This is a genomic window from Pseudomonas sp. FW306-02-D09B, assembly GCF_058782685.1.
On record NZ_JBYSXY010000009.1, the window covers coordinates 55,626 to 68,881 of the forward strand.

Sequence of the window (13,256 nt, forward strand, 5' to 3'; positions counted from 1 at the left end):
CAGTGTGCACAGCGAAAACATCAGGCTACCTCACACAGGGCTGTCGGATCGATGGAAAGTGCCAGCCGTTGACCATCGGCATGCAGGTCAGCCGCCGAACGGTTCAGCACGTCCACCACCAGTTCAACGCCGCGAGCCTCGACCCGATAGCGGATCACGTTGCCCAGCAGGCTGTGGCTGCGGATAAGCGCATCCGGCTCGCCATTACGGCTCAGTTCGATGGCTTCCGGGCGAATCGCGATGCGGCCATTGATCGGACGTTGCAGCAGCTTGCTGGCGCTGGCGGCATCGAGCAGGTTGTAGTTGCCGATGAAGCCAGCGGCAAACACATCGACCGGTGCGGTGTAGAGCGTTTCAGCATCGCCGCTCTGGACGATCTTGCCCTGGTTCATCAGGAAGATCCGGTCGGACATGGTCAGGGCTTCTTCCTGATCGTGCGTCACGAATATCGTGGTCAACCCCAGCTCGCGCTGGATCTGCCGGATCTGCTCACGCAGGTGCTTGCGGATTCGTGCATCGAGTGCCGACAGCGGCTCATCGAGCAGCAGCAGGCGTGGTCGGGTGACCAGCGAGCGGGCGAGGGCCACGCGCTGGCATTGGCCGCCCGACAGTTGATGCGGATAGCGGCTGGCAAAATCGGTCAGTTCCACCAATTGCAGCACTTCGAGCACCCGCTTGCGGCTGTCGTCGGCGTTGACCTTCTGCATGCGCAAACCGAAGGCGACGTTCTGCTCCACGGTCATGTTGGGGAACAGTGCGTAGCTCTGGAACACCATGCCGATTCCGCGTTTCTGCGGGCTCAGCGGCACCAGGTCATGGCCGTCGAGCAGGATCTTGCCGCCATCCACCGCGGTCAGTCCGGCGATGCAGCGCAGCAGGGTCGACTTGCCGCAACCGGACGGGCCGAGCAAGGTGACGAACTCGCCTTTCTGGATTTCGCAGTTGATGTCGCTGAACACCGGAGTGCCGGCGGAGCCCGTTTGCGAGTAGCTTTTTTGCAGGTGTTGGACGCTGACATAGCTCATTGGCTTTTGTCCTTGTTCAAGATATTGGCAGCCCAGGTCAGAACCAGCACAAAGAAAAAGTAGGAAATCACCAGCGCGCTGGTGAAGTGACCGCTGCTGTTACGCATGTTGTTGAGGTAGACCTGCAGGGTTTCGTAGCGCGTGCCGACGAGGATGTTGGCGAACACGAACTCACCGAAAAGGAACGAGAACGACAGCAGCAACGCAACCATCAAGCCTTTGCGCAGGTTCGGCAGCACCACCAGGAACGCTGCTTGCCAGGTGCTGGCACCGAGCAGCTGGGCGGAGTCCATCAGGTCGCGCAGGTTGATCGCCTGCAGGTTGTTGGTAATCGCCCGGTACATGAACGGCAGCGCCACGGTGAAGTAGCAACCGACCAGAATCCACGGTGTGCCGACCATCGCGAACGGGCCCGAACCGTAGAGCTGCAACAGCCCCACCGAAGACACCACGGGCGGCACCGCGAACGGCAGCAGGATCAGGATGTTCATCAGCGCGTCGAGCTTCGGGAAGTGGTAATGCACCACGAACAGCAGCGGCAGGATCAGCACCACTGACAGAATCAGCGCACCCACGCAGACCAGCAGTGACTGGCCAAAGGCGTTGAGAAAACGCGGGTCGCTCCACAGCTGGATATACCATTTGAAGGTAAAGCCGCTGGGCAGAACGGTGGCCGACCAACTGCTGGCGATCGAGTAGATCAGGGTCCCGGCCAGCGGCAGCAACAGAATGGCGAACAGCAGATAAACCACGACTCGGTGATAGACACCGACGGGGCCCAGTTCAGCGCGAGACATGGTAGCTCCTCTTCAACAGCAACTGATGGACCACGGTCACCAGGGTCATCAACGTCACCAGCACAACGGCCAGGGCACTGGCCATGTTCGGGTCCAGGGATATGTCGCCCGAGACCATCGCTGCGATGCGGATCGGCAGCACGTTGAAATTACCGGTGGTCAGCGCGTAGACCGTGGCATAGGCGCCGAGGGCGTTGGCCAGCAGGATCACGAAGGTGCCGAGCAAGGCCGGGGTCAGTACTGGCAAGCCGATGTGCCGCCAGAACTGCCAGCCGCTGGCGCCGAGCAGGGATGCCGATTCGCGCCAGTCTTCACGCAGGGCGTCGAATGCCGGGTACAGCAGCAACACGCCGAGGGGAATCTGGAAGTAGGTGTAGAGGATGATCAACCCGGTTTTCGAGTACAGGTTGAAGTCCTGAATAATCCCGGCCTGTTTGAGCATGATGGTGAAACTGCCGTTGAAACCCAGCAGGATGATGAACGCAAAGGCCAGCGGGACACCGGCGAAGTTACTGGTCATGTTGGCGAAGGCGTTGACGAAGTTGCGCAGCTTCGAATCGACCCGGCGCAGCGAGTAACTGCCGAGGATTGCGATGACGATGCCGAACACGCTGGACCAGAAGCTGATCTCGAGGCTGTACTGGATCGCCTGCATGTAGAACTTCGAGCTGAAGATCTTGTTGAAGTTGGCCAGGCCCCAACCGAACTCTTCCGATTGCACACTGTTGATCAGCACCCAGCACAGCGGGGCGATCTGGAACACGATAAAGAAAATGGCGAAGGGCACCAGGCACAACGCCGCCAGCCATTTGCCACGGGTGATTGAATTCACTTGAGCAGCTCCCGGCACACAGGCTTGTCGTGGGCAACACCCAGCAACTCGCAGACAGTGCCACACAGTTCGGTTTGTTTCGGGGCTGCATGAGGAGTGAAGCTGAAGGCATCGCCGATGACGAACAGCGGTACTTCACGTTCTTCGGCCAGCAGGCCGTTGTGGGAGCGGTCGTTGTTCATGCCGTGGTCGGCGGTCACCAGCACCTGATAGCCAGCGTCGAGCCAGCCTTGCAGGTAGTCGGCGAGAATGATGTCGGCCGAGCGGGCACTGTTGCGGTATTGCGCAGTGTCGAGGCCGTGCTTGTGTCCGGCGTCGTCGATGTTCATGGGGTGAACCAGCAGAAAGTTCGGCGCATGACGCAGACGCAGGTTCTCGGCGTCGGCGAACAGGTGCGAATCGGGGTAGTGATCGGACCAGTAGAAATGCGCATGCTGGATTGGCAGTTCAATGTTGTCGGTGTGGCGGTCGCGGGCCGCCACGAATGGCGAATGGTTATACAGTTCGCTGACCCAGTGGTAGGCCGCAGCGGCGGTGCTGAGCCCGGCGGCGGTGGCGTAGTGGAACACGCTGCGCTGGTTGGACAGGCGTGACACGTTGTTGTGGACGATACCGCTGTCGATCGGTGTGACGCCGGTCAGAATGCATTCATAGAGCGGGCGCGACAGGGACGGCAGTTCGCATTCGAGTTTGTAGAGGGCTGCGCGTCCTGCGCCGACATAAGCCTGAAGATGTCCCATGGCGTGGCGGGCAACCTCGTAATTGAGGCCGTCGAGCACGACAAGGATGACGTTGTGCTTCATGGGGGAGGAAACTCCAAAATCAGGTGGTAGCGTCAAAACCTGTAGGAGCAAGGCTTGCCCGCGATGGTATCGCCGCGCTCGTTAGACAGATCGCGGTGCCTGCATCGCGAGCAAGCTTTGCTCCTACGGATGCAGCATTACTGCATATTGATGATGACTTCTTCCTGCCACTTCTGCGGCAGGGCCTTGGAGGTTTTTTCCCAGGCATCGGCGTCGGTGATCGGCTTGGGCTTGGCGGCTTCGTACTGCGCGGCCGGGATCAGGTTTTTCGCGACATCAGCAGGCAGTTTCAGGCCCGTTTCAGCACGAATCGGACGGGCGTTACCGCGCGCCAGATTGATTTGGCCGGCATCGCTGAAAATGTACTCGCGGGCCAGTTTTGCGGCGTTCGGGTGCTTGGCGTATTTGTTGATGATGGTGGTGTAACCGGACTTCACCGAACCATCGGACGGGATCAGCACGACGTAGTCATCCGGGTTGACCATCTTGGCTTTATAGCTCAGGCCATTGAAGTCCCAGACCACACCGACTTCGACTTCACCCTTTTCCATGGTGGAAATGGTCGGGTTGGCCAGCGACAGGCGACCTTGCTTGGCGATCTCGGCGAACATCAGCAGTGCTGGCTGAATATTCTTCTCATCACCACCGTTGGCGATGGCGGCGGCCAATACACCGTTGGCGGCTTGTGCAGCGGTGCTCACGTCACCGATGGAGACCTTGTATTTACCGGTCTTCAGGTCAGCCCACTTTGTTGGGGCTTCGGAGCCGTGGAGCAACTTCTTGTTGACGATAAACGCGATGGTGCCGGTGTAGGCCAGTGCCCAGTTACCGTCCTTGTCCTTGGCCCAGTCCGGAACTTGCGCCCAGGTGCTTGGCTTGTACGGTTGAACCACGCCTTGCTTGACTGCGATCGGGCCGAAGGCGGCACCGACGTCGCCGATGTCAGCACTGGCGTTGTCTTTTTCGGCGGCGAACTTGGCGACTTCCTGGGCCGAGCTCATGTCGGTGTCGATGTGCTTGAGGCCGTAGTTCTTGGCCAGGTCTTCCCAGGTACCTTTCCAGTTGGCCCAGTCATCGGGCATGCCGACGCTGTTGACGGCGCCTTCCGCTTTCGCAGCGGCTTCCAAGGCTTTTAAATCGGTATCAGCCGCCATGGCTGCGGTGCACATGGCAATGGTCGAGCCTAACAGTGATGCCAGGAAAAGCTGTTTCATCCGAAGCTCCTTTGGGCGTATTCAACGCTGCGTTTTGCGATTTGTTGGTCTAGGTCAGCAATACCTGAGCCAATTTAGGTGAGCTGGATGACACTTTGATGTCGGTATCAGGCGCGCTCGCATTCTTTTCGCTCGGTAGTGAGGGCTGCGAAGTAAGCGTAGACCATGGCCGGAAGGCCGGTTTGCAAGGACTTGGCCGCTTATTTGCAGAGGTCTGGATCAGCCGTTCGGCGGCTTTGTCATCGATCAGTCATATGTATTGCCTAGGCTTGCAATACGTTTCAGGACGCGCTTTTTGGCGCAGTCCTGCTCTGAAACAGTGCTGGTCTAGTCCAGATAGGTAACGTTGATGCGTGAAGAGGCAACGAAAGCGGTGACAGCCATCGGTCAGGTGCTCCAGGAGCAGATCGACCACGGTCTGCTGGCGCCCGCGAGCAAGCTGCCGGCCGAGCGCAAGCTCAGTGAGTTGTTCGGGACCACGCGGATCACTGTGCGTGAGGCGTTGTTGCAGTTGGAGGCGCAGGGGCAGATTTATCGCGAGGAGCGGCGCGGCTGGTTCGTTTCGCCACCGCGTCTGGCGTACAACCTGATGCAACGAAGCCACTTTCACGCGATGGTCAGTGCGCAGGGGCGGGTGCCGTCGACCGAGGTGATTTCGGCGCGGTTGCAGCCGGCGTCAGCGGCGGTGTGTGCCTGGTTGCAGCTGCCGGCGTTGTCGAGTGTGATTCAGATCTGCCGTTCGCGGCGTATCGATGGGCGGTTGGTTTTGTATGTCGAGCACTATCTGAATCCGCAGTTTTTTCCGGGGATTCTGGCGTTTGATCTCAATCAGTCGATTACCGAGTTGTATGCGCGGCATTATGATTTGCACTATGGGCGGGTGCGCTTCGAGATTGTGCCGACGGCGTTGTCGGTGGATGCGGCGGCTGCACTTCGGGTGTCCGTGGGCAGTCCGGGGTTGCGGATTGCGCGGGTCAATTATGATCAGCATGGGCGGTTGATCGATTGTGATCTGGAGTTTTGGCGGCATGATGCGATTCATGTCGGGGTGGATGTGGTCTGAAACTGCTCCTGCTCTTGCTCCTGCTCTTGTAGGAGCCGAGCTTGCTCGCGATGGCGGCCTGACAGCCGACCAACCTCTTGCAGGTGTACATAGATCTACTGTGGGAGCTGGGCTTGCCCGCGATGGCGGCCTGACAGCCGACCGATCTCTTGCAGATGTACATAGATCTACTGTGGGAGCTGGGCTTGCTCGCGATGGCGGCCTGACAGCCGACCAACCTCTTGCAGGTGTACATATCCATTCCTGCGGTAACGGCCACTTAGGGTTTCGCCCTGACGGCGACTCCCTTTGGCAGACGCCCCAAAGGAAGCAAAGGTCTTCGCCCCAAGCGTACGGCACCTCGCCTAGGCTCGGCGTTCCCTCACTCCGGTGTCCATCAGGGGGCATCGCCTACGGTCTGCTGCGCGACGACCTCCTCTCGATGTGTCCGGCTGCGCCGTACGGCGCTGCGCGCCCACCCCCTGATGAACACCTGCGCTCGGCCTTCCGATAGGGGCGGGTGGATCAAGATCAAAAGCAAAGCACGGCGGCCTGCCGGCCGGCCTGAGTGGTAAGAGCGCGAACGGCTTTAGATCGTTGCCACGCTCTGCGTCTGCTTTTTTCTCGTTATTCCTTCTCCAGCCCGCCGGCCGCCGTCACTACTTGAATGCTCATGCGCGGTGTCGCCAAATCCAGCCCGGCTTCATCCAGATGGCGTTTGAGCGACAGGTTGAACGCTCTTGAGACTTCCCACTGTTTGATCGGTGCGGTCTTGAACCGTGCGCGCAGAATTGCGCTGCCGGACTCGAAACTCTCGACGCCCTGGATTTCCAGCGGCGACCAGATGTTGCGGCGTTGTATCGGGTCGGTGCGCATTTTCTGGCCGACATCGCGCATCAGTTTGATCGCGTCATCGATTTCCATGTTGTACGGCACTGCTACGCGGAAGATCGCGTAGCCGAATTCCCGTGAGTAGTTCTTGATGCTTTTGATTTCACTGAACGGGATGGTGTGCACGATGCCGTCGATGTCGCGCAGGCGCACGGTGCGGATGGTCAGGCCTTCGACGGTGCCCAGGTGGCCGCCGACGTCCACGTAGTCGTCGATGGCCAGCGAGTCTTCGATGATGATGAACAGCCCGGTGATCAGGTCGGCAACCAGCGACTGCGCGCCAAAACCGATGGCCAGGCCGATCACGCCGGCACCTGCCAGCAGCGGTGTGACGTTCATGCCCATGTTGGCCAGGGCGACGATCAGCCCGATGATGAAGATCGCCACGAACAGCACGTTGCGAATCAGCGGCATCATCGTTTGCGCCCGCGCATTGGCCTGGCCTTTGCGTGAGCGGGTGAGGGCGTGGTGCACGGCGGTGTCGCTGAGGATCCAGATCAGCCACGCGAAAATCAGCGTACCGCCCAGGCTGAACAGTTTGACGCTGACTTCATGGCCTTCACCTTCGGTGAAGCGGATCAGCGACATGCCCCAGACCCGCAAGCCCAGTTCGATGAACACCAGCCACACCGCCAGATGCGCGAGGGTATAGAAGAAGTTCTTCAGGCGCTCCGAATACAGCGCGTGACGCTTTGCCCCGCGTTGTGGCTTGAGCGCGTGGCGGCGGACCAGGCCGTTGATGACCATGCACAACACCAGCAGCACGGTGCAGATCAGTGATTGGCGCAGCGCGGTGCTGGTGTCGCCGGCGGAGACGAAGGTGGCGAACAGCGAGATTCCCACCAGCACCAGTGCAGGCAAGAACCAGAAGGTCCCAAGAATCTCGATCGTGTCGCTCAGCGCACGACGGGTCAGTCGCCGCGACAGCGGCTGGTTGCGGATCAGGTGGGCAATAGGCCGACGGAAACGCAGGATGAACAGGCCGGTGAATATCGCTGCCAGTACATTGGCGATGGTCGCGGTGATGTGCGCCAGGTGAATGCCGAGGCTGGTGACCAGTCGTGGGTCGTTCAAGGCTTCGCCGAAGGCTGCAAAACTGCCAATCAGCCACAGGGGTCGAAAGGCCTGGTGCCGCAGGATGTACAGGGCGCGATGGCGGTGCGGGCCGTCGAGCACGGAGAACGCGATCACGCAGATCGCCGAGAAGCAGGTGCCGACCACCAGGGCATAGGCCAGCACCATGGCCAGGTATTTACCCAGCGATGATGGCAAGGCGTAGCTCATGTAGACAGTAATCAGCAGCGCGATCAGCCAGGGGCCGAGTTTACGCAGGGCAAAGCGCAGCATGTCCCAGGTCTTGGGGTGTTGCGGCAGTTCTTCGGTCAGGCCGAAGCGCGTTCGAACGCGATGACCGAGCCAGATCAGCGCAGCGGCGAGCAGGCTCCAGAGCATCAGGATCAGGGCGAAGGCAAAGAGCATCGGCAGCCATTCACTGGCTGGCAGCATCAGTGCGCTCAGTTCGTCCTTGGCCAGTTCGAACTCATCGGACCAGCGAGTGAGCGGGCTGTCGGCGCCGGAAAACTGTTTTTCGAGGTTGGCCAGGGTGCCGCCGATCAAACCGAGTACGCCATCTTCGGTCGGTGTCTGGGCTTTTTTGCTGACGTCGCGCAGTTTCTTCAGGTCGGCCAGCAACCTGGCTCGTTGCTGATCGTTTTCCAGTGATTTGATCACTTCGTCCAGCGATTGCCCCAGCGGTGCGGTTGCTTCGGGTTGGGCTTTTGGTGAACCGTTGAGCAGGCTCGGCAGGCCGACGGCCTGAGCAGGCGCCACGGGAAGCAGCATCAACAGGCAGATGAACAACGTAGACGGCAGGGCAAAAAGACGAGCGAACACTAGGCGGTCAACCTCAACGGGTACAGGTCGACCGAGTGTACGAGCGGGGCAAAACCAATGCGAGCGCAGTCAGTGCTTTTATTCGTTCAGCTTGGCGAGGATTTTGTAAATCACGGTGGCGAGGATCAGCAGCATGCCGATCCACATCGAGAGCACCCCGGCGTTCTTGTCACGAAAGTTGAAGCCAATGGCCAGCAGGATCATTCCCGAGAGAATCGGAATGAGCATGGAGTTGAACACAGACATCGAGATCATGACGACAGCCTTGTCGGGGAAGGTGATGTAAGTCTAGGTGGCTTTTGTGCGACGTGGGTTGATGCGTGTCAGAAATGGTTCAGCAGCATCGCGTAATGACAGTGGCGGGGGAGCAAGCTCCCTCGCCACAGGGATTGCGTTACGGCAACTCGCGACTGGCGTAGAAAGCGCTCAGCACTTTGACCAGGTGCGCCAGGTCATGGCTGCCGCACAGCTCGCGGATCGAGTGCATGGCAAACGTCGGCAGGCCGATGTCCACGGTGCGTACGCCCAAATGGCTGGCGGTGATCGGGCCGATGGTCGAACCACAGCCCATGTCGCTGCGCACCACGAAGCTTTGCACCGGAACTTCTTCGGCCATGCACAGATGACGGAAGAACCCTGCGGTTTCGCTATTGGTGGCGTAGCGCTGGTTGCTGTTGACCTTGATCACCGGGCCGGCGTTGAGTTTCGGGCCGTGATTGGCGTCGTGTTTGTCGGCGTAGTTGGGGTGCACGCCGTGGGCGTTGTCGGCCGAGACCAGCAGCGATTTCTGAATGGTGCGGACGAACTCGTCACCCTCAGGCAGCAGACGACGCAGGGTTTGTTCGAGCATCGGGCCGTCGGCACCGCAGGCCGAGCAGGAGCCGACTTCTTCGTGGTCGTTGCACACCAGCACGCAGGTTTCATCGGTTTCAGCTGTCAGCAAGGCTTGCAGGCCGGCGTAGCACGACAGCAGGTTGTCCAGGCGCGCACCGGCAATGAAGTCGCCATGCAGGCCGATGACGGCAGCACTTTGGGTGTCGTAAAAGCTCAGCTCGTAATCGAGCACCACGTCGGCGTTCAGACCGTGTTCCCGGGCCAATTGATCGGTGAGTACAGCGCGGAAGTCCACACGCTCGTCACCGGCAAATTGCGCGAGGATCGGCGGCAGTTCGGTCTGTGCGTTGATCGCCCAGCCCATGTTGGCTTCACGGTTGAGGTGAATGGCCAGGTTGGGAATGGTGGCGATCGGTGCCTTGAAGTCGATCAGTTGGCTTTCGACCTTGCCGTCGCGGCGAAAGGTCACGCGACCGGCCAGCGACAGGTCACGGTCAAACCAGGGGGCGAGCAATGCGCCGCCATAGACTTCGACGCCCAACTGCCAGAAACCCTGACGCTGCAGTTCAGGTTGTGGCTTGACCCGCAGGCATGGGCTATCGGTGTGAGCGCCAACCAGGCGGATGCCATCGTACAGAGGGGAATTGCGGCCCATCTTGATGGCAACGATCGAGGAGTCGTTGCGCGTGACGTAGTAGCGACCATTGGCTTCGGTGGTCCAGGGCTCGCGCTCGTCAAGGCGCTGATAACCCGCCGCTTCCAGGCGCTGAACAAGGCTGGCGGTGGCATGGAATGGGGTAGGGGAGGCCTTGAGGAAGTCGATCAGGCCTTGGTTCAACTCTTCGCGCATAAGTAGCTCCAGACAGCAGTGCCGCGAGTTTAACGTATTGGCTCGGGGCATTGGGCAAGTGCTTTGATAACACTGTCACGAGGCAGGCCCGCTAGCTCGTTTCGGATAATCGCTTTTTCAGATAAGCAATGATTGCCTGCTTGTCGCCTGGCTTTGTCGGCTTGGGTAATAGTTTTGGCCAGTGCCCCTGGCCCAGTGGCAAGAGCTTTTTCTTTTGGTTCTCGTCCCAACGCAGAATTTCCCGAGACGCGCTTTCCCACCACTCATGTCGACAGACCGCGTAATACGGGTGATCTGGCGCGGCACTTCCATACAGAAGATCGCGACCGACTTTTCTCAAGCTTCCACGCTTATTGCGCAGTTTCCATTTGATTTTCAGGCGCCGCCAGGCTGAAGGGAACGGTTTGCTGCGAGGGACCTCAAGGCAAAGCTCGAGCAACTGCGGGCGAAACTGTTCACCATGCAAGGCAAAGAAGTGCTTTTGCATGGCATGAAAGAATCTTTTTTCGGCAAAGTAGTGGTAGATGAACTTCTTCGCTTCCTGCACGGGTTTGTCACGCATGGCGAATGACAGGGCAATTTGTTCGATTGTATGGATATCGAACGAGCCTTGAGTCCATTCGTCGATCAGCTTGATCGTCTCTTCCAGTAACGGCGTATCGCTGTCCGTGACGCCGCACAGACCACTGTTGTAAAGCTTGAAACTGTTGTCGGAGCTGATGCCATGGGCTTGCAGGCACGTGCCGAGCTTCACGTAGTCCGGACGTTTGCAGACGTAGCTCCAGTCGTACTCGAAACAATCCATCAGATACTGCTGAGGCTGAATTCGTTTGAGGATCAGGTTGGGGTCTTCGAGGAACAGCGTGTCGGTATCAACAAACAGGGTTTTTTCCGCCAGCTTCAATCCGGCAGCAATGGCACAGGCCTTGCGGCGATGGTGGTAACCGTTCTCGCCTTGCCATGAGGTCAAGGTCTGCTGATCCAGGGCCAGGGTTTCAACAGGCCAGCCGGCATAGTCTTCAGGTCTGTCGGTAAAGATCCTGATGCACAGGGGCTCGCCTTTCCTGAGCTGCGACAAAGCGGTCAGAATACTGAATTTGGCTTCTCTGCGGTAAACGTCCTGGTCGCCATACACCAGGTACAGCAACTGTTGCGGCGCTTTTGCCAGAGCGGTTGAGTCGGGGGCTTTATGCGTCACCGGGTTCCATGTCCTTACGATTGTCGATGGCTGCTGCGACGGGCTGCTCACTAGTGTTCAAAACGGTGCCGGGCACTCGAAGCGCAAGCGTTCGCCACTTTGCGGGTGGGTGAAGCTGAGCATGCTGGCGTGCAGGCACAGGCGCGGCCAGGCAGCCAGGGCTTGCGGGTGAGCGTAAAGCCCGTCACCCAACAACGGATGACCGATGGAGAGCATGTGCACGCGCAACTGATGCGAGCGGCCGGTAATCGGCGTCAGTTCCACCCGGCACCAGTCGCCGCAACGTTCCAGCACGCGCCAGAAGGTCAGCGCATGTTTGCCGAATTCATGGTCCACCACGTGGCGGGGTTTGGTCGGCGGGTCGTAGCGCAACGGCAAATCAATGCTGCCGCTGTCCAGTTCCGGTTGGCCCCAGCACAGTGCGGTGTAGGCTTTTTCGGTTTCGCGGTCGTGAAACTGTCGAGACAGTTCGCGATGGGTATCGGGGTCGCGGGCCAGCAGGATGATCCCGGAGGTTTCCCAGTCCAGTCGATGGACGATGCGCGCTTCCGGGTAGCCGTTTTCTTGCAGGCGGGTGATCAGGCAGTCCTTGTTGTCATCGGCGCGACCGGGCACGGAGAGCAGCAGGGTAGGCTTGTCCACCACCAGTACGGCGGCGTCCTGATGGATGATGCGGATATTCGACAGCGGCATTAAAACAGCCTCGTAACAAACGCCAACGGCGGCTCAGGTCCTCTCCGTTGCTGGAAAGGACCTGAGCCGCCGTGGCTCCAGCCGGATCGACTCAGCGATCAGGCAGGGTGATATTGAGTTCCAGAATCGAGCAGCTGCCCTGGTTTTCCAGTGCGACGTGCACGTCATCGGACCCGATATTGACGTACTTGCGGATCACCTCGACCAGTTCCTTCTGCAAGGCCGGCAGGTAATCTGGGGTACTGCGTTGGCCGCGTTCATGCGCCACGATGATCTGTAGACGCTCTTTCGCTACCGACGCGGTGCTTACTTTTTTGTTGGCACGAAAGAAGTCAAAAAGATTCATTATCTACCTCCAAACAGGCGCTCGAAGAATCCCTTCTTCTCAACGTCAAGGAACCGGTGTTGCACGGTTTTGCCCAGCAGACGATCGACGGCATCGCTGTACGCCTGACCGGCGTCGCTTTGGTCGTCGAGAATCACTGGCACGCCTTGGTTGGAAGCCTTGAGTACGGCTTGCGATTCCGGAATCACACCCAGCAGGGTGACCGCCAGAATCTCTTTGACGTCTTCGACGCCGAGCATTTCGCCGTTGCTTACGCGCTCTGGGTTGTAGCGGGTCAGCAACAGGTGTTCCTTGATCGGGTCTTCGCCGTTCTCGGCGCGACGCGACTTGCTGGCCAGCAGGCCAAGCATGCGGTCCGAGTCACGAACCGAGGAGACTTCCGGGTTGGTCACGACAATCGCTTCGTCAGCGAAATACATGGCCAGGTGGGCGCCTTTCTCGATACCCGCCGGAGAATCGCAGACCACGAATTCGAAGTCTTCTTTAAGTGCCATGAGCACTTTTTCCACGCCTTCTACGGTCAGCGCGTCTTTGTCGCGGGTCTGACTGGCGGCCAGCACGTAGAGGTTTTCCAGGCGCTTGTCTTTGATCAGGGCTTGCTGCAGGTTGGCTTCGCCGTTGACCACGTTGACGAAGTCGTACACCACGCGACGCTCGCAACCCATGATCAGGTCGAGGTTACGCAGGCCGACGTCGAAGTCGACGATAACTGTTTTGTGACCGCGCAGAGCGAGGCCGGTACCGATAGCGGCGCTGGTGGTGGTCTTACCCACACCACCCTTGCCGGATGTAACCACGAGAATCTTGGCCAAGGTGTTTCACCCCTAAGGAAAAAGGA

General features: G+C 59.3%; 13 protein-coding genes. 1 reads left to right on the plus strand and 12 read right to left on the minus strand.

Annotation, left to right across the window (positions count from 1 at the left end):
* Positions 1-20 precede the first annotated feature (20 nt).
* The 5 genes from AC3WK5_RS16430 to AC3WK5_RS16450 all read right to left on the minus strand — a co-directional run bounded on the left by AC3WK5_RS16430 (position 21) and on the right by AC3WK5_RS16450 (position 4,671).
* Complete coding sequence (locus AC3WK5_RS16430) at positions 21-1,025, minus strand: ABC transporter ATP-binding protein (RefSeq protein ID WP_103319899.1); 1,005 nt, start codon at positions 1,023-1,025, stop codon at positions 21-23.
* Positions 1,022-1,822, minus strand: coding sequence for an ABC transporter permease (locus AC3WK5_RS16435; RefSeq protein WP_054593521.1), 801 nt, complete (start codon positions 1,820-1,822; stop codon positions 1,022-1,024). The genes AC3WK5_RS16430 and AC3WK5_RS16435 overlap by 4 nt, the downstream gene beginning before the upstream one ends.
* Entirely contained in the window at positions 1,809-2,654 is an 846-nt protein-coding gene (locus AC3WK5_RS16440; protein WP_054593520.1) for an ABC transporter permease, read from the minus strand. The genes AC3WK5_RS16435 and AC3WK5_RS16440 overlap by 14 nt, the downstream gene beginning before the upstream one ends.
* Positions 2,651-3,457 (minus strand): alkaline phosphatase family protein, encoded by an 807-nt coding sequence (locus tag AC3WK5_RS16445; RefSeq protein ID WP_103319901.1) that lies wholly within the window; start codon positions 3,455-3,457, stop codon positions 2,651-2,653. The genes AC3WK5_RS16440 and AC3WK5_RS16445 overlap by 4 nt, the downstream gene beginning before the upstream one ends.
* A gap of 137 nt (positions 3,458-3,594) precedes the next feature.
* Positions 3,595-4,671, minus strand: a complete 1,077-nt coding sequence (locus tag AC3WK5_RS16450; protein WP_054593518.1) for an ABC transporter substrate-binding protein — start codon at positions 4,669-4,671, stop codon at positions 3,595-3,597.
* Between the two features lie 349 nt (positions 4,672-5,020).
* Here AC3WK5_RS16450 and phnR point away from each other — a divergent pair, with 349 nt between their 5' ends.
* Positions 5,021-5,734 (plus strand): phosphonate utilization transcriptional regulator PhnR, encoded by a 714-nt coding sequence (gene phnR, locus AC3WK5_RS16455; RefSeq protein ID WP_054593517.1) that lies wholly within the window; start codon positions 5,021-5,023, stop codon positions 5,732-5,734.
* A gap of 606 nt (positions 5,735-6,340) precedes the next feature.
* Here phnR and AC3WK5_RS16460 read toward each other — a convergent pair.
* The 7 genes from AC3WK5_RS16460 to minD form a co-directional block, all read right to left on the minus strand.
* Entirely contained in the window at positions 6,341-8,497 is a 2,157-nt protein-coding gene (locus AC3WK5_RS16460; RefSeq protein ID WP_103319904.1) for a mechanosensitive ion channel family protein, read from the minus strand.
* A 78-nt stretch (positions 8,498-8,575) separates the two neighbouring features.
* Positions 8,576-8,752, minus strand: a complete 177-nt coding sequence (locus tag AC3WK5_RS16465; protein WP_173860023.1) for a hypothetical protein — start codon at positions 8,750-8,752, stop codon at positions 8,576-8,578.
* A gap of 139 nt (positions 8,753-8,891) precedes the next feature.
* On the minus strand, positions 8,892-10,181 hold the full coding sequence (locus AC3WK5_RS16470; RefSeq protein WP_103319906.1) for a M18 family aminopeptidase: 1,290 nt from the start codon (positions 10,179-10,181) through the stop codon (positions 8,892-8,894).
* Positions 10,182-10,272: 91 nt separating this feature from the next.
* The gene (locus tag AC3WK5_RS16475) at positions 10,273-11,379 is read right to left on the minus strand and encodes a hypothetical protein (protein ID WP_103319909.1); all 1,107 of its coding nucleotides are present in this window, start codon (positions 11,377-11,379) and stop codon (positions 10,273-10,275) included.
* Between the two features lie 57 nt (positions 11,380-11,436).
* Positions 11,437-12,072, minus strand: coding sequence for an RluA family pseudouridine synthase (locus tag AC3WK5_RS16480; protein WP_007940846.1), 636 nt, complete (start codon positions 12,070-12,072; stop codon positions 11,437-11,439).
* Between the two features lie 91 nt (positions 12,073-12,163).
* Positions 12,164-12,418 (minus strand): cell division topological specificity factor MinE, encoded by a 255-nt coding sequence (gene minE / locus AC3WK5_RS16485; protein WP_019693048.1) that lies wholly within the window; start codon positions 12,416-12,418, stop codon positions 12,164-12,166.
* Complete coding sequence (gene minD / locus AC3WK5_RS16490; RefSeq protein ID WP_054593514.1) at positions 12,418-13,230, minus strand: septum site-determining protein MinD; 813 nt, start codon at positions 13,228-13,230, stop codon at positions 12,418-12,420. Before minD ends, minE begins: the two co-directional genes overlap by 1 nt.
* Positions 13,231-13,256 lie beyond the last annotated feature (26 nt).